This window comes from Streptomyces sp. NPDC088923, assembly GCF_044749745.1.
In the GTDB taxonomy this organism is placed as follows: Bacteria; Actinomycetota; Actinomycetes; order Streptomycetales; family Streptomycetaceae; genus Streptomyces.
Window position 1 is genome coordinate 172,892 of sequence record NZ_JBIVIO010000005.1, and the last position, 19,239, is coordinate 192,130.

Annotated in this window: 14 protein-coding genes; 10 read left to right on the forward strand and 4 right to left on the reverse strand. The window is 71.3% G+C overall.

Going from position 1 to position 19,239, the window contains the following annotated elements:
* Window positions 1–7 precede the first annotated feature (7 nt).
* From ACIP4O_RS21095 to ACIP4O_RS21125, 7 genes are all read left to right on the forward strand, one after another.
* A complete protein-coding gene (locus ACIP4O_RS21095) occupies window positions 8–943 on the forward strand; it encodes a diacylglycerol kinase family protein (protein WP_401576470.1) in 936 nt (311 codons plus the stop codon).
* Between the two features lie 105 nt (window positions 944–1,048).
* Entirely contained in the window at window positions 1,049–3,856 is a 2,808-nt protein-coding gene (locus ACIP4O_RS21100; RefSeq protein ID WP_401576472.1) for a DEAD/DEAH box helicase, read from the forward strand.
* Window positions 3,857–4,337: 481 nt separating this feature from the next.
* The gene (locus ACIP4O_RS21105) at window positions 4,338–6,044 is read left to right on the forward strand and encodes an ATP-binding protein (protein ID WP_401576474.1); all 1,707 of its coding nucleotides are present in this window, start codon (window positions 4,338–4,340) and stop codon (window positions 6,042–6,044) included.
* The gene (locus ACIP4O_RS21110) at window positions 6,044–6,442 is read left to right on the forward strand and encodes a roadblock/LC7 domain-containing protein (RefSeq protein WP_361327647.1); all 399 of its coding nucleotides are present in this window, start codon (window positions 6,044–6,046) and stop codon (window positions 6,440–6,442) included. Before ACIP4O_RS21105 ends, ACIP4O_RS21110 begins: the two co-directional genes overlap by 1 nt.
* The gene (locus tag ACIP4O_RS21115) at window positions 6,439–6,939 is read left to right on the forward strand and encodes a DUF742 domain-containing protein (RefSeq protein WP_401576477.1); all 501 of its coding nucleotides are present in this window, start codon (window positions 6,439–6,441) and stop codon (window positions 6,937–6,939) included. Before ACIP4O_RS21110 ends, ACIP4O_RS21115 begins: the two co-directional genes overlap by 4 nt.
* Entirely contained in the window at window positions 6,920–7,543 is a 624-nt protein-coding gene (locus ACIP4O_RS21120; protein WP_361327653.1) for an ATP/GTP-binding protein, read from the forward strand. Before ACIP4O_RS21115 ends, ACIP4O_RS21120 begins: the two co-directional genes overlap by 20 nt.
* An 81-nt stretch (window positions 7,544–7,624) precedes the next feature.
* Complete coding sequence (locus ACIP4O_RS21125) at window positions 7,625–9,274, forward strand: cytochrome P450 (protein ID WP_401576479.1); 1,650 nt, start codon at window positions 7,625–7,627, stop codon at window positions 9,272–9,274.
* A gap of 7 nt (window positions 9,275–9,281) precedes the next feature.
* Here ACIP4O_RS21125 and ACIP4O_RS21130 read toward each other — a convergent pair whose 3' ends face one another.
* The 3 genes from ACIP4O_RS21130 to ACIP4O_RS21140 all read right to left on the reverse strand — a co-directional run bounded on the left by ACIP4O_RS21130 (window position 9,282) and on the right by ACIP4O_RS21140 (window position 12,130).
* Window positions 9,282–10,253 (reverse strand): pseudouridine synthase, encoded by a 972-nt coding sequence (locus ACIP4O_RS21130; protein WP_401576481.1) that lies wholly within the window; start codon window positions 10,251–10,253, stop codon window positions 9,282–9,284.
* 71 nt (window positions 10,254–10,324) lie between these two features.
* Window positions 10,325–11,176, reverse strand: a complete 852-nt coding sequence (locus tag ACIP4O_RS21135; protein ID WP_401576483.1) for a siderophore-interacting protein — start codon at window positions 11,174–11,176, stop codon at window positions 10,325–10,327.
* Between the two features lie 45 nt (window positions 11,177–11,221).
* Window positions 11,222–12,130 carry a 5'-3' exonuclease H3TH domain-containing protein gene (locus ACIP4O_RS21140; protein ID WP_401576824.1) on the reverse strand — a complete coding sequence of 303 codons (909 nt, stop codon included), beginning with the start codon at window positions 12,128–12,130 and terminating at the stop codon, window positions 11,222–11,224.
* Window positions 12,131–12,451: 321 nt separating this feature from the next.
* On the opposite strand from ACIP4O_RS21140, the gene ACIP4O_RS21145 reads away from it, so the two are divergent.
* From ACIP4O_RS21145 to ACIP4O_RS21155, 3 genes are all read left to right on the forward strand, one after another.
* On the forward strand, window positions 12,452–13,585 hold the full coding sequence (locus ACIP4O_RS21145) for a glycine betaine/L-proline ABC transporter ATP-binding protein (protein WP_401576484.1): 1,134 nt from the start codon (window positions 12,452–12,454) through the stop codon (window positions 13,583–13,585).
* Window positions 13,578–17,030, forward strand: coding sequence for an ABC transporter permease/substrate binding protein (locus ACIP4O_RS21150; RefSeq protein WP_401576486.1), 3,453 nt, complete (start codon window positions 13,578–13,580; stop codon window positions 17,028–17,030). The genes ACIP4O_RS21145 and ACIP4O_RS21150 overlap by 8 nt, the downstream gene beginning before the upstream one ends.
* A gap of 460 nt (window positions 17,031–17,490) precedes the next feature.
* Complete coding sequence (locus tag ACIP4O_RS21155) at window positions 17,491–18,060, forward strand: XRE family transcriptional regulator (RefSeq protein ID WP_361327671.1); 570 nt, start codon at window positions 17,491–17,493, stop codon at window positions 18,058–18,060.
* A 6-nt stretch (window positions 18,061–18,066) separates the two neighbouring features.
* Here the strand turns inward: ACIP4O_RS21155 and ACIP4O_RS21160 are convergent, their stop codons facing one another.
* Window positions 18,067–19,182 carry a TDT family transporter gene (locus ACIP4O_RS21160; RefSeq protein WP_401576488.1) on the reverse strand — a complete coding sequence of 372 codons (1,116 nt, stop codon included), beginning with the start codon at window positions 19,180–19,182 and terminating at the stop codon, window positions 18,067–18,069.
* Window positions 19,183–19,239 lie beyond the last annotated feature (57 nt).

Below are 19,239 nucleotides of genomic sequence, written 5' to 3' on the forward strand. Positions count from 1 at the left end.
TCGCGCCGTGACCAGCGAGATCACCCTCTTCGTCAACCCCACCGCAGGCCGCGGCCGAGGCGCCGCCGCCGCCCGGCCCGCCGCGTGCGTCCTGCGCGAGGCGGGCTTCCGCGTGCGCACGGTCGTCGGGGCGGACGCCGAGGACGCGGCCCGTCGCGCGAAGGAGGCCGTCTCCGCGGGAACGGGCGCGCTCGTCGCCGTCGGCGGGGACGGGCTGCTCTCGCTCGCGCTGGGAGCCGTCGCGGGGACCCGTACCCCCCTCGGTGTCATCGCGGTCGGCAGCGGCAACGACTTCGGGCGCTCCCTGGGACTGCCGGTACGGGCGCCCGCCGAGGCCGCCGCGGTCATCGCGCGGGCGCTGCGCGAGGACACCCGCCGCCCCATCGACCTCGGGCGGGTCGCGGGCCGCTGGTACGGCACCGTCCTCGCCACCGGCTTCGACTCGCGCGTCAACGACAGGGGCAACCGGATGCGGCTCCCGCTCGGCCGCTTCCGCTACGACCTCGCGATCCTCGCGGAACTCGCCGCCTTCAAGCCCACCGCGTACCGGCTGCGCCTGGACGACGGGCCCGTGCGCGAGATCGAGGCGACGCTCATCGCCGTGGGGAACTCGACCTCGTACGGCGGCGGCATGCGGATCTGCGCGGACGCCCGCCTCGACGACGGGCTCCTCGACGTCACGGTCGTCGGGCCGTGCGGCCGCGGGACGCTCCTCAAGGTCTTCCCGCGCGTCTACCGGGGCACCCACCTCTCGCACCGCGTCGTCACGAGCTACCGCGCGGGCCGCGTCGAACTCGACGCGGTGGGCCTCACGGGATACGCGGACGGCGAGCCGCTCGGCCCCCTCCCGCTCACGGCGACGGCCCACCCCGCGGCCGTACGGCTGCTCGCCCCGCCGGTCAAGGAGAAACGCCGGCCGAATTTCAGCCCCTCCGGCGTTTGAGGAGCGGGGTGCGGGGCGGAGCCCCGCGGGGACGGTGCTCCGGGCAGGAGGGGCACGTATACGGATCGTGCTCCCTCCGCCCAGGCCGGTAGGCTCGCTCACACGATGACAGAGGACCTCACCCCGGCCGAGCGGTACGCGGCCAGCCGCGCCCGCACCGCCGAAGCCGCCACCGCGCTCGGTTCCTTCCGCGAGATGTACGAGTTCGGGCTCGACCCCTTCCAGATCGAGTCCTGCCAGGCCCTGGAGGCCGGCAAGGGCGTACTCGTCGCGGCGCCCACCGGCTCCGGCAAGACGATCGTCGGCGAGTTCGCCGTCCACCTCGCCCTGCGCGAGGGCAAGAAGTGCTTCTACACCACGCCCATCAAGGCGCTCTCCAACCAGAAGTTCGGTGACCTCAGCAAGCGCTACGGCGCCGACAAGGTCGGGCTGCTCACCGGGGACAACAGCGTCAACGCGGACGCCCCTGTCGTCGTCATGACGACCGAGGTGCTGCGGAACATGCTCTACGCGGGCAGCCCGGCGCTCACCGGGCTCGGCTACGTCGTCATGGACGAGGTGCACTACCTCTCCGACCGCATCCGCGGCGCCGTCTGGGAAGAGGTGATCATCCACCTGCCTGAGTCGGTCACGCTCGTCTCGCTCTCCGCGACCGTCTCGAACGCCGAGGAGTTCGGAGACTGGCTCGACACCGTCCGCGGTGACACCGAGGTCGTCGTCTCCGAGCACCGGCCCGTCCCGCTCTTCCAGCACGTCCTGGCCGGGCGCCGGATGTACGACCTCTTCGAGGAGGGCGGGGGCCGCAAGCGCGCGGTCAACCCCGACCTGCTCCGCATGGCCCGCATGGAGGCCGGACGCACCGGTTACGGCGGCAGGCGGCGCGGGCGCGAGGCCGACAGGGAGCGCGAGCGGCGCCAGCGCAGCCGGACGTGGACCCCGGGCCGCCCCGAGGTGATCGACCGGCTCGACTCCGAGGGTCTGCTCCCCGCGATCACCTTCATCTTCAGCCGCGCGGGCTGCGAGGCCGCCGTGCAGCAGTGCCTCTTCGCCGGGCTGCGCCTCAACGACGAGGCCGAACGCCTCGCCGTGCGCGAGATCGTCGAGGAGCGCACCGCCTCGATCCCGCCCGAGGACCTGCACGTCCTCGGCTACTTCGAGTTCCTGGAGGGCCTGGAGCGGGGCATCGCCGCGCACCACGCCGGGATGCTGCCGACCTTCAAGGAGGTCGTCGAGGAGCTGTTCGTACGGGGCCTGGTCAAGGCCGTCTTCGCGACCGAGACCCTCGCGCTCGGCATCAACATGCCGGCCCGCTCCGTCGTGCTGGAGAAGCTCGTCAAGTGGAACGGCGAGCAGCACGCCGACATCACGCCCGGCGAGTACACCCAGCTCACCGGGCGCGCCGGGCGACGCGGCATCGACGTCGAGGGGCACGCCGTGGTGCTGTGGCAGCGCGCCATGAGCCCCGAGCACCTCGCCGGCCTGGCGGGCACCCGTACGTACCCGCTGCGCTCCAGCTTCCGGCCCTCGTACAACATGGCCGTCAACCTGGTCCAGCAGTTCGGGCGGCACCGCTCGCGCGAACTCCTGGAGACCTCCTTCGCGCAGTTCCAGGCCGACCGCTCCGTCGTCGGCATCTCCCGCGACGTCCAGCGCAACGAGGCGGGCCTCGCGGGCTACAAGGAGTCGATGACCTGCCACCTCGGCGACTTCGAGGAGTACTCGCGGCTGCGCAGGCAGCTCAAGGACCGCGAGAACGAACTCGCCCGCGAGGGAGTCAGCCAGCGGCGTGCCGCCGCTGCCGCCGCGCTGGAGAAGCTTCGCCCCGGCGACATCATCCACGTGCCCACCGGCAAGTTCGCCGGGCTCGCCCTCGTCCTGGACCCGGGCGTCCCGGCCGGGCGCGCGGTGGGTGGCCGCCGCGGACGCGACGTCGACGCCTTCGACGGGCCCCGCCCCCTCGTGCTCACCGCCGAGCGGCAGGTCAAGCGGCTCAACGGCATCGACTTCCCCGTGCCCGTCGAGGCCCTGGACCGGATGCGCGTGCCGAAGTCCTTCAACGCGCGCAGCCCGCAGTCCCGCCGCGACCTCGCCTCCGCCCTGCGCACCAAGGCCGGGCACCTCGTCCCCGAGCGGCACCGCAAGGGCCGCGCCGAGGCCGCCGACGACCGCGAGATCAACCGGCTGCGCGCCGCACTGCGCGCACACCCCTGCCACGGCTGCGCCGAGCGCGAGGACCACGCCCGCTGGGCGGAGCGCTACCACCGGCTGCTGCGCGACACCAAGCAGCTGGAACGCCGTATCGAGGGCCGGACGAACACCATCGCGCGCACCTTCGACCGGATCGTCGCGCTCCTGACCGAACTCGACTACCTGCGTGGCGAACAGGTCACCGAGCACGGCAGGCGGCTCGCGCGGCTCTACGGCGAACTCGACCTGCTCGCCTCCGAGTGCCTGCGCGCCGGGGTCTGGGAAGGGCTCGGCCCGGCCGAGCTGGCCGCCTGCGCCTCCGCGCTCGTCTACGAGTCGCGCTCGGGGGACGACGCGGGCGCGCCCAAGGTGCCCTCGGGCAAGGTGACGACGGCGCTCAACGAGATGGTGCGGATCTGGGGCAGGCTCGACGCGGTCGAGGAGGACTTCGGGATCAGCCGGACCGAGGGCGTCGGCCAGCGCGAGCCGGACCTCGGCTTCGCCTGGGCCGCGTACGAGTGGGCCTCGGGCAAGGGGCTCGACGAGGTGCTGCGCGAGGCGGAGATGCCGGCCGGGGACTTCGTGCGCTGGACCAAGCAGATCATCGACGTCCTGGGCCAGATCGCCGCGGCGGCACCGGGGCAGGGGAGCACGGTGCCGAAGGCCGCCCGGCGGGCGGTCGACGCGGTCCTGCGCGGAGTGGTCGCGTACACCTCGGTGAGCTGAGGATTTCCGGCGATCAAATCCAGTCGCTACTGATCGGAATTGATCCCGAAAGAAAGAAGGTGGGCTCCTTTCTCCCGTGAGGGAAAGGAGCTCGCCTTCTTTTGTGCGAAAAAGTATTAGCGCATATGTGCGTCGGTGGAGCCGAAAGAGTGAACGCGGGGCCTCTGACCTGCGGTGATTCCCGGCGGTCGAGGTGGAACAAGCCGCTTTCCCCGCCCCCGTTGGCGTATAAATGGGCTCGATTCTAGGCCGTGCGCGGTGCGCGGTGGGCTTGCTCGCGGAATATGACACCCGGCGCGTCGAGGCGCATTAGGCTCACCGACGCAGCGCCCCGGTCCCCCGGTCGTGTCCTTCGCGCATGTCCGCGCCCCGGACCGGATCGCGCCGTCCTTTCCGTCAATCGCGCTTGAGGGCATACATGGTGAGTGTCGCTTCACCCCCCGCTTCGCCTCCCGCCGTCCGGCTGGCGCCTCTGCCGAGGATGCTGCTGACCGGCCTCCCGCTCCTGGCGGCCACCGCGGTGGCGGGCTCCCTGCTGACCGGGGCCGCCAGGATCACGGCGCTCGTGGGGGGAGTGGTCGCCCTCGCGCTCGGGCTCGCCCTCACCGCCGAGGTGACCCGCGCCCAGCGGGCCCGGGCGGCCGAGTACCGCGCCTTCCGCAGCCACCTCGCCGAGGTCCAGAACCTCGTGGACACCAACGACGAGCGCCTCTACTACCTCACCGACGTCGTCCTGCCCCGCATCCACGAACTCGCCTGCGCCGGCATCATGGACCGGCGCATGGAAGAGCTGATCCGCGAGTACCCGAAGTGGCGCGACGACTTCACGGACCCGGAACTGCACCTCGTCAGCTCCATCATCGGCTCCCTGCACGAGATGGAGAACATCCGTCACTCCACGGTGTGGCACTACATCAACATCACCCGCAGGCTCCAGGCCGTCGCGCACTCCATGTCCGAGGAACTGCGCGAGATGGAGGAACGCCACGGGCGGGCCCCCGAGTACTTCGACGACCTGCTCCGCGTCGACCACGCCTGCTCGATGATGATCCGCTGGGCGGACGACCTCGCCACCCTCGGCGGCGGTCGCCCCAGCCGCCGCTGGCCCGGGCCCGTGTCCCTGCTCAGCACGCTGCGCGGCGCACAGGGCCGCATCCTTGAGTTCCCGCGTATCCACATCATGGACATCCCGGACATCGACCTCAAGGGCAACGAATGCGAGGGGGTCCTGCAGGCCGTCGCCGAACTCATGGACAACGGTTGCAAGTACTCGGCGCCCAGCTCCAAGGTCTTCGTCAGCGCGATGCGCGTGGAGAAGGGCATCTCCATCTCGGTGGAGGACCAGGGCGGCAGCACCGACATGATCGACAAGATCATGCGCCGCTTCAAGAACATCTACCGCTACGCCAAGACCAACCGGGACATCGGCCAGTACCGCTACGAGACGGGCATCGGCTACTTCGTCCTCGGGCGCCTGTGCCTGAGCTACGAGATGAACCTGGAGGTCCGCCCCTCCGCCTACGGCGGCCTGCGCGCCATCCTGTTCGTGCCCGAGCACCTCATCGAGGGCATCAACATCGACTACCCCGCCCTCAAGCGCAAGCGCCTGCTCGCCCACGGCATCGGCGCCGAGGCGGTGCCCCGCTTCGACGAGAACGACGAGCCGATCGTGCCGCTCCCGCGCCGGGAGCACATCCCCTACAGCAAGTACGCGGGACCGCCCGAGCGGAACGAGGACGGCGAGGCGATCCCGCCCACGACGCCGCCCGACGCGCCGGTCTACACCGAGCGCACCCCGGAGGGCCTGCCGCAGCGCCGCCGCACGATGCCGTACCACCCGGGCGTCGGCTTCGCCCAGTACGCCACCGAGGAGGAGTACCTCGCCGAGCAGGCGAGCATCGCGGAGCAGACGGAGATCAACATGCGCGCGGCCGCGGCCGAGTCGTGGAACGGCCCGGCGCGCGAGCGCGAAGCGCCCTACGGCACGGGTCGCGAGGCGCCGTACGGAGCGGACCGCCGCGAGGCACCGCACGAGGACGACGACTGGGAGCAGCCCGAGCCCGGTATCGCGATGGCCGCCTTCTTCGCGGCGGCCAAGGGCGGCGGCCTTCCCGAGGGACACGGCGAGGCCGAGAAGAAGCCCGCCGACAGCGAGTACGACGACAACGAAGAGGGGGACGAGTACTGATGGCGCAGTTCGATCAACTGCTCAAGGAACTGGACGAGACGGTGAGCGGCATCCACCAGATCGTGGTCCTCTCCGCCGACGGGCTCCAGATCGCCCGGTACGGCGGGGAACAGGACGCCGCCGACCGCGTCGCCGCCGCCTGCGCCGGGCTCCAGAGCCTCGCCGCGGCCGTGGGCCAGGAACTCCCCGGCTCCAAGGGCCAGATGCAGATGGTCGTCATCGAGGTGGACGAGGGCTACTTCTATCTCATGGCGGCCGGTACGGGGGCGTACCTCGCGGTCCTGGCCGACGCGCGCACCGAGGCCGGAGTCGTCGGCCACCGCATGCGTGAACTCGCCCGACGCCTCGGCCCGCACCTGACGAGCCCGCCGCGCCGGACGGGCACCGTCGTCCGATGACCATCCCTTCCCGGCGCAGGCGCCGCAGCACGCAGGAGAGCCCGGCACCGGGCGGTGCCACGCGGGGGAGCCCGCACCCGGACGGCACGGCGGGGGAGCGGGACGACGCGACGGACGGCGGTCCGCGGGCGCACGACACGGCGGAGGAAGGCCCCCGGAAGGCCGGCGGGCCGGTGCAACCCGGGCGCTTCTACGCGCTCACCGGCGGCCGGGGCGGCGGCGAGGAGATCGACCTCGTCTCGCTGGTCCAGACCGTCGCCGTCCCCGCCTCCGGCCTCCAGCCCGAAGGCGCCGCGGTCCTGCGCCTGTGCCGCACCTCGCTCTCGGCCGCGGAACTCTCGGCCTACCTGCGGCTGCCCTTCAGCGTGATGGCCGCGCTCCTCGCCGGTCTCCACGCCGAAGGGCTCGTACGAATCCTGCGCCCGGTACGGCCGTCGCACGACACAGCCGACCGTTCCCTCCTCGAAGCGGTGATGCATGGACTTCAACGACTCTGACCTCCTCCCCGGCCCGCGGACCGAGGACCTGCTCCCGGACACCGTCACGGCCGGTGTGAAGCTCGTCGTCGTCGGCGGCTTCGGCGTCGGCAAGACGACGATGGTCGGCTCGGTGAGCGAGATCAGGCCGCTCACCACCGAGGAGACGATGTCCAAGGCGAGCATCGGGGTCGACAGCCTCTTCCGCACCCGCGCGAAGACCGCGACGACGGTCGCGATGGACTTCGGCCGTATCCGCATCAACGACGAACTCGTCCTCTACCTCTTCGGCACCCCCGGCCAGGAACGCTTCTGGTTCCTGTGGAACGGCCTCTTCGAAGGGGCGCTCGGCGGGGTGGTGCTCGTCGACACCCGCCGTCTGGAGACGAGCTTCGAGGTGATGGGGCGGCTGGAGGAGCAGGGCGTGCCGTACGTCGTCGCCGTCAACCGCTTCCCGAAGTCGCCCCGTTACCCGGCTCAGACGCTGCGCGCCGCGCTCGACCTGCCCGCCGAGGTCCCGATCGTGGAGTGCGACGCCCGCGAGCGCTCCTCCAGCAAGAACGTCCTGCTCGCCCTCGTCCACTACCTGGGTGTCATCGCGGACCGGCGGGGCCCGCGGGCCTGAGCCGCACCTGTCCGCCCGGCGACCGCACGTCCCCGTGCCCACGCACCCGCCCACCCCCGGCACCCTTCTCCCGGAGATCCCGTGACCACACCCGTCCCGCCCGAGGGCGCCGTCCCGCCGCCCGGCTGCCCCGCCCACGTACCCCCCGCCTCCGGCATCCCCGCCGCGCGGGCCCGGCCGCGCCCCGACTACTCCGGCGTGCCCGCTCCCGAGGGGCGCGACCCGGCGACGGAGGCGGACAACCCCAACATCGGCCCCGGGCGGGCCCGCAGGCTCAACGGCCCGGACGCCGAGCGCGACCAGCAGGGGCTCTACGACACGCTGCGCCTGGAGTACGGCGAGGTCGCCCCCGTGCTGCTGCCGCGTGACGTGCCCGCCTGGCTCGTGCTCGGCCACGAGGAGAACCGCTTCGTGTGCGCGCACCCGGAGCTGTTCACCACGGATGGCCGCCAGTGGCGTCTGCTCCAGGACGGCACCGTCGGCCCCGACCACCCCATGGCGCCCATCTTCATGTGGCAGCCCGTCTGCGCCTTCGTCGAGGGCGAGGAGCACGAGCGCCTGCGCGAGCCCCTGGAGGAGAACCTCCGCGTCACCGACCTGCGCGAGCTGCGCCGTCTCGTGCAGACGGGCACCTACACCCTCCTCAACGACCTGTGCGAGGAGGGCTTCTGCGACCTCACCGAGGACTACTGCGAGCGCCTCCCGATGATCGTGCTGCTCGGTCTCTTCGGCATGTCGCACCTCTACGACGACCGCTTCCTCGAAGCGGCCCGCGACCTCATCAAGGGCACCGAGACCGCCAACGCGAGCAACGAGCACCTCATGAAGCTCTTCCGCGCCGAGGTCGAGCGGGCGCGCGAGGAACCGGGCGACGACCTCGCCTCGCAACTCCTCGCCCACCCGGCCGGGATGAGCCCGCGCGAGGTCTCCGAGCACCTGCGGATCGTCCTCATCGCCGCCTACGAGACCACGGCGAACCTCCTCGCCAACGCGATGCGCATCCTGCTCGTGCAGATGGAGGTGCGCGGGCGGGTCGGGGCCGGGCGGCTCAACATCTACGAGGCGATCGAGCAGGCACTGTGGGACGAACCGCCCTTCAGTGCCATGCTCGGCCGCTACGCGCTCCAGGACGTGGAGCTGGGCGGACGGCGCATCAGGAAGGGCGACGCCGTCATGCTCGGCTACGCGGCCGGGAACGTGGACACGCGCGTGCGGCCCGAACTCGACGCGCCGGTACGGGACAACCGCTCCCACCTCGCCTTCGGCCGCGGCCCGCACGCCTGCCCGGGGCAGTACCTCGGCCGTCAGCTGTGCCAGCTCGCCCTGGACGATCTGCTCGCCTGGCTCCCCGACATGCGCCTCGCCGTGCCCTCCTCGCAGCTGCGCTGGTCGGGCTCGCTGCTCAGCCGTCACCTCGTCGAACTCCCGGTCCGCTTCGAGCCGCGCTCCCAGCGCGACGAGGAGAGCATCGGCACCTTCGGGCTCCCGCTTCCCAAGGGCGTGGGCCTCTTCCCGCCACCCGACGAGGAGTACGACCTGATGCCCGTCGAGGTCCCGGAGGGGATTCTCGAAGCCGAGCGGGAGGCGGGGGAGTGGCGGGCGGCGAAGAAGCGGCGCGAGCAGGCCGAGCAGGACGGTCCCGCGCCGGTGGACGCCGGGTGTGCGGGGGCGGAGGCCGAGGCGCTGCTTCCGGGGCCGCGTCGCCCGCTGCGGGACTGGCTGCGGCGCTGACCGCCGCTCAGTCGCGCGCGGTGCGGGCCCAGCGAAGCGGGTCGTGCCAGGCGGTGAGCGTGCGCCCGCTCGTGAAGCGGCGCCGTTCGCCGCTCAGCGGGTCCGTGAACTCGATGGATCTGGCGAGGAGTTGGAGGGGGCGGCGGTAGTCGGTGGGGTCCGGGTCCGTGACGCACGGGTAGAGCGGGTCGCCGAGGAGGGGGAGGCCGAGGCCGTTCATGTGGGCCCGCAGCTGGTGGGTGCGCCCGGTGCGGGGGAGCAGCCGGTAGCGGGCGAGGAGCGGGGGAGTGCCGGCGAGGGCGGGGGCGGTGCGCACGCCGAGGAGTTCGACGCGGGTCTCGCTGTTCGGCTCGGCGCCCGCCACCTCGCGCGCCGCCATCTCGCCGCGCTCCTTGACGAGGTGGCTGCGGACCGTGCGCGGCAGGGGCAGCTCGGGCGCGTACGCGGCGACCGCCTCGTACTCCTTGCGCACCTCCTTGCGCGCGAAGAGCGACTGGTACGCGCCGCGGTCCCCGGGCCGTACGACGAAGAGCACGAGCCCCGCGGTGAGGCGGTCGAGGCGGTGCGCGGGGCTCAGCGCGGGGAGGCCGAGGTCGCGGCGCAGGCGGGCGAGGGCGGTCTCGGTGATGTGGCTGCCGCGCGGGGTCGTGGCGAGGAAGTGCGGTTTGTCGACGACGAGGAGGCGGTCGTCACGGTGCACGACGCGGAGCGGGAAGGGGACGGCGGGCTCGGGGGCGCGGGTGCGGTGGAACCAGTACGTGGCGCCGGGGCCGCACTCCTCGCCGTGCGCCGGACGCCCGCTCGCGTCGACGAACTCGCCCGCGCCGAGCATCGCGTCGACGACGGCCGGCGACACGGGAAGCCGGGAGCGGAGGTACGAGCGGAGGGTGCCCTCGTGGGTGTCGGGGACACGGAGCCGGATGGCGTCGATGCCGTCCCGCTGAGGCAGGGGGGAGGAGGGACGGGGGCGACGCGGCACGGGCTAAGGGTACGGGGGCGGGGGCGTCGGAGTCGGCCCTCCCCGTACGCCCCCCCGTACCCCGGCGCTTCTCAGGCGGCCTCTCCGCCCTCCTGTTCGGCTTCGATCCGGGCGTTCCAGTCCCTCTTGCTCGCCTGCCAGCCGTCCTCGTTGTGGCCGAGCCGCCAGTAGCCGGAGATGGAGAGGCGGTCGCGGGTGATGCCGCGGTCGAGGCGGAGGTGGCGGCGGAGGTCCTTCACGAAGCCGGCCTCGCCGTGGACGAAGACCTGGACCGTCTCCGGGTCGCACTCGGCGGTGCGGACGGCGGCGACGAGCGCCTCGCCCACCGGGCGCTCGCCGCGGTGCAGCCAGCTCAGGTTCACCCCGGCGGGAACGTCGAGCTTCTGCTCCTCGGCGGCGTCCGCGACCTCGATGAAGACGTCGCCCCTCGCGTCGGCGGGCATGTTCTCGACGGCCGCCGCGATCGCGGGCAGCGCGCTCTCGTCCCCGGCCAGCAGATGGCTCGCCCCGGGCTCGGGGCGGTAGGCGCCGCCGGGACCGCCGAAGTAGAGGACGTCGCCCGGCTTCGCCGCCGCGGCCCAGGGGCCCGCGAGGCCCTCGTCGCCGTGCACGACGAAGTCGACGGTCAGCTCGCGGGCCGCGCCGTCCCAGCGCCGCACGGTGTACGTACGGGTCACGGGCCACTGCTCGCGCGGGAAGTCGGCCCGTACCCGCCCCATGTCGAAGGGCTCGGGGTACGTGACGCCCTCGCGCGGGAACATCAGCTTGATGTAGTGGTCCGTGAACTCGTCGGCGGCGAACTCGGAGAGTCCCTCGCCGCCGAAGACGACCCTGACCATGTGCGGGGTGAGCTGCTCGGTGCGCAGCACCTGCCCGGAGTGGGTGCGGCCGCCCTTGCGCGCGGGCCGTTCGGTGTCAGCCATGGGTTCCCCCCGATCGATCTGCTTAGGTAAGCCTAAGCTAGCACTTCACCCCGCGAGGGTGTGCAGCACGCGATCGAGGGAGCTGCCGAGGCCCCAGCGCTCCCCGAGGGCCGCGAGGACCTCTCCGTCACGCGGTTCGTCGGGCAGCCGCTCGTCGAGGTCCTCCGGTACGGGGATGTCCCGCGCGACCCGGACCACCGCGGGGGCCACGTCCAGGTACGGGGCCGACTCGACGAGGCGGCGGCGCTGGGCCGGGGTGATCTTCGAGGCGGGGTCGGCGGCGGCGGCGCGGATGCCGTCGAGGTCGCCGTAGGCCGCGAGGAGCTTCGCGGCGGTCTTCTCGCCGATCCCGGGAACCCCGGGCAGTCCGTCGCTCGGGTCACCGCGCAGGGTCGCGAGGTCCGCGTACCCGGGCCCGTCCACCCCGTACTTCTCGCGCAGCAGCGCCTCGTCCGTGACCTGGAGGCTGCCGACGCCCTTGAGGGGGTACAGCACGCGGATTGCGCGCGCGTCGTCGACGAGCTGGAAGAGGTCGCGGTCGCCCGTGACGATGTCCACCGGGCCGTGCGCGCGGGTGGCGAGGGTGCCGATGACGTCGTCCGCCTCGTACCCCGGGACGCCGAGCCGCGCGATGCCGAGCGCGTCGAGAACGGCCTCGATCACCGGGACCTGCGGCGAGAGGGTGTCGGGCACCTCCTCCTCGTCGGGTCCCGTCTCGGTCTCCTCGGCCACCCGGTGCGCCTTGTAGCTCGGGATGAGGGAGACCCGCCACTCGGGCCGCCAGTCGGCGTCCATACAGGCCACGAGGGCGTCGGGGCGGTGGTCCTGGACGAGCCGCGCGATGAAGTCGAGGAGGCCGCGCACCGCGTTGACCGGGGTGCCGTCGGGGGCACGCACCGAGTCGGGGACGCCGAAGTAGGCGCGGAAGTAGAGCGAGGCGGTGTCGAGGAGCATGAGCGGGGGAGTCTGCGTCACGCCTGGCATCTTGCCGCACCCGCGGCGCCGTGGCCGAACCTTTGCGGTGCGCGCCCCTCTCCGGGTGTGGGCGCACACCTCACACCATAACGGGGAGGTAACGCAAGCACTTTGGGGCGATCGGGAAGTGATCTGAATCACATAATCGTTTGATGGGTATAGCCATGGGCAGCAGCGCCCCCGGAGCGAACCCGACGCGCCGATTGGAACGACTCGGGTCAGCGGACGGAATCCGCAAGCTTCACGGCTCGCCGCGACAGGGGGTGGCGGGCCGCTTTCCGTGCGATCCGAGAGGTGTTTGTGGCAAAGCTACAAGCCGAGAACTTGTTCAAGGTCTTCGGCAGACAAGCCGAGACCGCCGTCAGCCGACTGAAGGACGGTGCCGCGCGCGAGGACCTGCGCGCCGAGGGCACCACGGCCGCCGTGATCGATGCCTCGTTCTCCGTGGACGAGGGCCAGATCTTCGTGGTCATGGGCCTCTCCGGGTCCGGGAAGTCGACGCTGCTGCGGATGCTCAACGGGCTCCTGGAGCCCACCGCGGGCCACGTCCGTTTCGACGGGCAGGACCTCACCGAGCTGAGCGCCGCCGGGCTGCGCGAGGTGCGCGCGAAGAAGATCAGCATGGTCTTCCAGCACTTCGCGCTCTTCCCGCACCGCAGCGTCCTGGAGAACGCCGCCTACGGCCTCCAGGTGCAGGGCGTGCCGCGCGAGGAGCGCGAGCGCCGCGCCACCGAGGCACTGGAACTCGCCGGGCTCAAGGGCTGGGAGAAGTCCTGGCCCGACGAGCTGTCCGGCGGCATGCAGCAGCGCGTGGGCCTGGCCCGCGCGCTCGCGACCGACGCCGACCTGCTGCTCATGGACGAGTCGTTCAGCGCGCTGGACCCGCTGATCCGCCGTGACATGCAGGACCAGCTCGTCGAACTCCAGAAGCGCCTGAAGAAGACCATCGTCTTCATCACCCACGACCTCAACGAGGCCATGCGGCTCGGCGACAAGATCGCCGTCATGCGCGACGGCCGCATCGTGCAGACCGGGACGGCCGAGGACATCCTCGTCACCCCGGCCAACGACTACGTTGCCGCCTTCACCCAGGACGTCGACCGTTCGCGTGTGCTCACGGCCGGGGCCATCATGGCCGAGCCCGAGACGGCGTACGGCAGCGATCTGCGCGCCCCCGCCGACGTCCTCGCCGCAGCGCCGGCCACGGTGCGCGACACCACCCCGATCTTCCAGCTCTTCGGCCCGAGTTCGACCAGCAGCGTGCCGGTCGCCGTGACCGACGCGGACGGCTCGCTCGTCGGCGTCGTGCCGCGCGACCGCCTGCTCGCGGTCCTCGGCGAGCCGATGACTCCCCAGGATCAGGACGTCACGCTCGCCAAGACTCCGGAACAGCGCCCCGAGGACGCCACCGGAAAGGTGAGTGCACGTGCCTAGGCTTCATCTCGGGGACTGGGTCGACTCGATCGTCGACTGGCTCCAGACCAACCTCTCCTGGCTCTTCGACTTCATCTCCACGTGTGCGAAGGGCATGTACGACGGCGTCAACGCCGTGCTCACCGCGCCCGAACCGCTGCTGCTCGCCGGAATCCTCGCGATCATCGCGTTCTGGCTGCGCGGGCTCACCGCCGGGGTGCTCTCCTTCGTCGGCTTCGCGCTGATCGACTCGCTCGAACTGTGGGAACCGGCGATGAACAGCTTCTCGCTGGTCATCGTCTCCACCGTGATCGCGCTGGTCATCGGCGTCCCGCTCGGCATCTGGACCGCGAGATCGCAGCGGGCGAGCGCCATCGTGCGCCCCCTGCTCGACTTCACGCAGACGATGCCCGCCATGGTCTACCTGATCCCGGCGATCTTCTTCTTCGGGCTCGGCGTCCCGGCCGGCATCGTGGCCACGATCATCTTCGGCTTCGCGCCCGCCGTGCGCATGACCGAACTCGGCATCCGGCAGGTCGACGAGGAACTCGTCGAGGCGGCCGACGCCTTCGGCACGACGCCGCGCAAGACGCTCCTCGGCGTCCAGCTGCCGCTGGCCCTGCCGACGATCATGGCCGGTGTCAACCAGGTCATCATGCTCAACCTGTCGATGGTCGTCATCGCGGGCATGGTCGGCGCGGGCGGCCTCGGCGGCTCCGTCTACCAGGCGATCGGCAACGTCGACATCGGTCTCGGCTCCGAGGCCGGTGTCTCCATCGTCGTCCTCGCGATCTTCCTCGACCGCGTGGTCGCGGCCCTCGGCCAGCAGATCTCGCCGCTCGGCCGCCGCGCCGCCGCGCGTGTGCGCGCCATGCAGGGCCTGAAGCTCTGGAGCTACCGGCCCCGCCCGACCGTCGCCGTCATCGGTGTCGTGATCCTCGGGCTCGTCGCGGGCGGCATGGGCGTCTTCGGCGGCTCGAACGACGCGAAGACCGTCGACGCCACCGACGTCGGCAAGGGCAAGACCGTCAGCGTCGGCTACATCCCCTGGGACGAGGGCGTCGCCTCCACCTTCCTGTGGAAGGAGATCCTCGAACAGCGCGGCTTCAAGGTCGACGCCAAGCAGTACGAGGCGGGCTCGCTCTACACCGGCATGGCCAACGGCCAGGTCGACTTCCAGACCGACTCCTGGCTGCCCACGACCCACGCCCAGTACTGGAAGAAGTACGGCGACAAGCTGGAGGACCTGGGCAGCTGGTACGGCCCGACCTCGCTGGAGATCGCCGTCCCCTCCTACGTCAAGGGCGTGAAGTCCACGGCGGATCTGAAGGGCAAGGAGTCGGAGTTCAAGAACCGGATCGTCGGTATCGAGCCGAGTGCCGGTGAGATGGGTCTGCTCAAGGACAAGGTCGTGAAGGACTACGGCCTGTCGAAGTACAAGGTGATCGACGGTTCGACGCCGGGGATGCTCGCCGAGCTGGACCGGGCGTACAAGAAGAAGGAGCCGATCGCGGTCACTTTGTGGTCGCCGCACTGGGCGTACGACAAGTACGACATGACCAAGCTCAGCGACCCGAAGGGCAGCTGGGGCAAGGGCGACGAGGTCCACACCCTCGCGCGCAAGGGCTTCTCGAAGGACTTCCCCGAGGCCGCGAAGTGGCTGAAGGACTTCAAGCTCGACGAGAAGCAGCTCGCCAGCCTGGAGAGCGAGATCCAGGACGCCGGCAAGGGCAAGCAGCAGGAAGCCGTCAAGTCCTGGATCAAGAAGAACCCCGGCATCGTCGACAAGCTCGCCCCCGTCCAGCAGACCGACGTCAACGTCGGCAAGGGCAAGACCGTCAACATGGGCTTCATCCCGTGGGACGAGGGCATCGCCTCCTCGTACCTCTGGAAGGAGATCCTGGAGCGTCGCGGCTTCAAGGTCTCGGCCAAGCAGTACGAGGCCGGAGCGCTCTACACCGGCATGGCCAACGGCCAGGTCGACTTCGAGACCGACTCCTGGCTGCCCAACACGCACAAGCAGTACTGGGACAAGTACGGCGACAGACTGGAGGACATGGGTGCCTGGTACGGGCCCACGTCCCTGGAGATCGCCGTCCCCTCCTACGTCAAGGGCGTGAAGTCCACGGCGGATCTGAAGGGCAAGGAGTCGGAGTTCAAGAACCGGATCGTCGGTATCGAGCCGAGTGCCGGTGAGATGGGGCTTCTGAAGGACAAGGTCGTGAAGGACTACGGCCTGTCGAAGTACAAGGTGATCGACGGTTCGACGCCGGGCATGCTGGCCGAGCTGGATCGCGCGTACAAGAAGAAGGAGCCGATCGCGGTGACCCTGTGGTCGCCGCACTGGGCGTACGACAAGTACGACCTGACCAAGCTCAGCGACCCGAAGGGCAGCTGGGGCAAGGGCGACGAGGTCCACACCCTCGCGCGCAAGGGCTTCTCGAAGGACTTCCCCGAGGTCGCCAAGTGGCTGAAGGGCTTCAAGCTCGACGAGAAGCAGCTCAGCAGCCTCGAAGGCGCCATCCAGGACGCCGGCAAGGGCAAGCAGCAGCAGGCGGTCCAGGGCTGGATCAAGGACAACCCGGGCATCGTCGACAAGCTCGCCCCGGTCCGGGCCGCCTCGTCCTCGGCCTCCTCCGCCGTCGACTTCAAGAACGGCGCGGGCAAGGACGAGCGCGACCGCGCGATCAACGTCGCCTGGTTCCCGTGGGAGGAGGACATCGCCGCCACGTACCTGTGGAAGCACGTCCTCGAAGACCGCGGCTACAAGATGAACCTCAAGCAGTTCGAGGTCGGCCCGATGTACGCCGCCATGTCCCGCAACCAGCTCGACGTCCAGTTCGACGGCTGGCTGCCGTACACCCAGAAGAACTACTGGGACAAGTACGGGAGCAAGCTGACGAAGATCGGCGAGTGGTACTCGCCGACCTCGCTGGAGATCGCCGTGCCGAGCTACGTGAAGGACGTCAAGTCCCTCGGCGACCTCAAGGGCAAGGGCGACAAGTTCGACGGGCGCGTCATCGGCATCGAGCCGGGCACCGCGACGATGGACATCCTGAAGAACAAGGTGCTGCCCTCGTACGGCCTCGACAAGGAGTACAAGGTCGTCGACGGCTCGACGCCCGGGATGCTCTCCGAGCTGAAGCGGGCCTACGCCAAGAAGGACCCGATCGCGGTCATGCTGTGGTCGCCGCACTGGGCGTACAACCAGTACGACCTGACCAAGCTCAAGGACCCCAAGGGCTCCTTCGGCAAGGGCGACCGCATCACCACCGTGGCCTCCAAGCAGTTCCCCGAGCAGTACCCGCAGCTCACGAAGTGGCTCAAGGACTTCAAGATGAGCGACACCCAGCTCTCCTCGCTGGAGAACGAGCTGCACAAGCAGGGAACGGGGCACGAGGACGAGGCCGTCGACAACTGGGTCAAGAAGAACCCCGGCATCGTCGACAAGATGGCGCCGATGTAATCGCGTCGGCTTCGCCTCCGGGAGCGCCCAAGCCGGTGTCGAGTCACCCGACGTGCTCGGTCACTCGTTCCTCGCGACCTGCGCGCGACGGGCGTCTCGACACCGTCGCGCTCCCTTCGGCTCTGCCGACGCTGCTCGGCCCTGCGGGCCTCGGGTGGCGGAGCCTGTCACCTGGGCTCTGCCACTCCCCCCACGTGGAGCGGTACGGCGGGAACCCGCCGTGTGCGCGCACGGACACCCGGCAGGGGTCCCGCCGCCGCTTCGCCACCCGGCCGCCGCTCCAGTGTGGAACGGCGGCCGGCTTCCCCACCCCGTGAGGGCGGGACCCATCCCGGGGTCCCGCCCTCACGGGCGTTCCCGCGCGGGGCCGACCGCGGTACTCGGCTCCCCTCGCGCGCCCCGACTGCGTAGGCTGCTCACATGCCCCGGTGGACGGGGCCCGCAGGAGGGAGCGGCAGCGATGGACGAGAAGGAAGCCCCGAGGGTCGGCAACGCCGTACGCCGTCGCCGGCGTGCCCTCGAACTCACGCTCGCCACCGTGGCCCGCCGCTCGGGTCTCTCGGTGCCCTTCCTGAGCCAGATCGAGAACGAACGCGCCCGCCCCTCCACCCGCTCCCTGCGCGCCGTCGCGCACGCCCTGGAGACGACCGTCGACGAGCTGTTCGCCGCAGCCGACCCCGCACACACCGTGGACGTCGTCCGCGGGGACGACGAGGACACCGCCCTGATGGCCCCGGCCCCCGGCGTGCGCTCCCTCGTGCGGGGCCAGCACCAGCTCCAGGCCATGGAGTACTGCGGCGACCACGACTCGGGCCGCGAGTTCCAGTACCGCAACGACTCGCTGCTCTACGTCGCCGACGGCGCGGTCACCGCCGAGGCCGAGGGCCGCGTCCACCAGCTGTGCGCCGGGGACACGCTCTACCTCAGCGGCGGGGTGCGGCACAGGTGGCGGGCCACCGAGCCCGACACACGGCTCCTCGTCGTCGCGGTCGGAGACCACATCGAGGCGGGCGAGGCACCACCCCGGTAGGGGCGCTCAGGCCGTTGCCGCGGGGCGCGCGCCCAGTTCCCGTACCGTGCCGAAGGCCGCCGCGCACCACGCGAGCAGCAGGAAGACGTAGATCACGGCGGCGAGCCAGCGGTACGCGGGCAGGCCCGTGTGGGCGGCGAGCTGGGTCGCGCCCGTGACGCACGTGCCGACCGGGAAGGTGAACGCCCACCACGTCGCCGAGGGCCGCAGGCCCCGGGCGAGGGCGCGGGCCACGAGCGCGCCGGCGATGAGCAGCCACAGCAGCGCGAAGCCCATCACGGGGACCCCGTACACGAGCGAGAAGACCCGCAGCCCCTCCGCCGTCCCGTCCGGGAGCACCCCGCGCGCCGCGTCCGCGATCGCGCCCGTCGCCGTCGTGGACTGACCGAGCGGCCCGAGGACGAGGAAGAGTGAGGGTGCGAGCCGAACCGGCCAGCCCCCGCCGGTGAGCAGTCGCGCCCCGACGAGCGGCAGCACGACGAGGACCGCGAGCAGCGAGGTGCCGAAGAAGGCCAGGCACGCGTACACGAGCGTCTCGCGCGCCTGCCCGGCGGGCAGCTCGGCGACCAGCCCGGGACCCACGGAAGCGGCCACCATCGGCGCGACGAGCGGCAGCAGCCACACCGGCGACACGTCGGCGAAGCGCGCCCGCGCGTGCACGATCATCAGCGCCGGAATCCCCGCGGCGACGAGGACGGCGAGCACCGCGCCGATCGCGAAGAGCACCTCGGCCACACCCATCGCCGCGCCGTGCCCGAGCACGTCGGGACCGACCCGCTGCGTCGCGGCCGACAGCGCCAGGAATGCCATCGCGAGACAGCCGTAGAACGGGGCGACGGCGGGGGAGCGCAGGTGGTCCCGCGCCTGGTCGCGGTGGCGTGCCCAGTGCGCGCCGCGCGCCGCGAGCACGGCGCACAAGGCGAGCGCGGCGAGCACCCACAGCGCCGTGCACAATCCCCGCAGCCCCCCGACGTGCTGGGGCAGACCGCTGCCCGCCGTCGCGAGGATCGCCGTGCCCATCACCGCCGCGTAGTGGTTCGGCCCGAAACCGCGCAGACGCGAGACGGGAGCGGGTGCGTGGGTGGCGGGGGACGGGGCCACGGCGACGGATGGGAGGCTCATGCATCCATCTTGTCCGGGGCGTCAGTGCCCTCACCAGGGACGATGTGGCTATGAGGG

What these genes read in the sequence shown, in the direction of transcription:
- ACIP4O_RS21100 (WP_401576472.1), top strand. Translation starts at nt 1,049, where the DNA reads ATGACAGAGGACCTCACCCCGGCCGAGCGGTACGCGGCCAGCCGCGCC.
- ACIP4O_RS21105 (WP_401576474.1), top strand. Translation starts at nt 4,338, where the DNA reads ATGCTGCTGACCGGCCTCCCGCTCCTGGCGGCCACCGCGGTGGCGGGC.
- ACIP4O_RS21110 (WP_361327647.1), top strand. Translation starts at nt 6,044, where the DNA reads ATGGCGCAGTTCGATCAACTGCTCAAGGAACTGGACGAGACGGTGAGC.
- ACIP4O_RS21115 (WP_401576477.1), top strand. Translation starts at nt 6,439, where the DNA reads ATGACCATCCCTTCCCGGCGCAGGCGCCGCAGCACGCAGGAGAGCCCG.
- ACIP4O_RS21120 (WP_361327653.1), top strand. Translation starts at nt 6,920, where the DNA reads ATGGACTTCAACGACTCTGACCTCCTCCCCGGCCCGCGGACCGAGGAC.
- ACIP4O_RS21135 (WP_401576483.1), bottom strand. Translation starts at nt 11,176, where the DNA reads ATGGCTGACACCGAACGGCCCGCGCGCAAGGGCGGCCGCACCCACTCC.
- ACIP4O_RS21140 (WP_401576824.1), bottom strand. Translation starts at nt 12,130, where the DNA reads ATGCTCCTCGACACCGCCTCGCTCTACTTCCGCGCCTACTTCGGCGTC.
- ACIP4O_RS21155 (WP_361327671.1), top strand. Translation starts at nt 17,491, where the DNA reads ATGGACGAGAAGGAAGCCCCGAGGGTCGGCAACGCCGTACGCCGTCGC.
- ACIP4O_RS21160 (WP_401576488.1), bottom strand. Translation starts at nt 19,182, where the DNA reads ATGAGCCTCCCATCCGTCGCCGTGGCCCCGTCCCCCGCCACCCACGCA.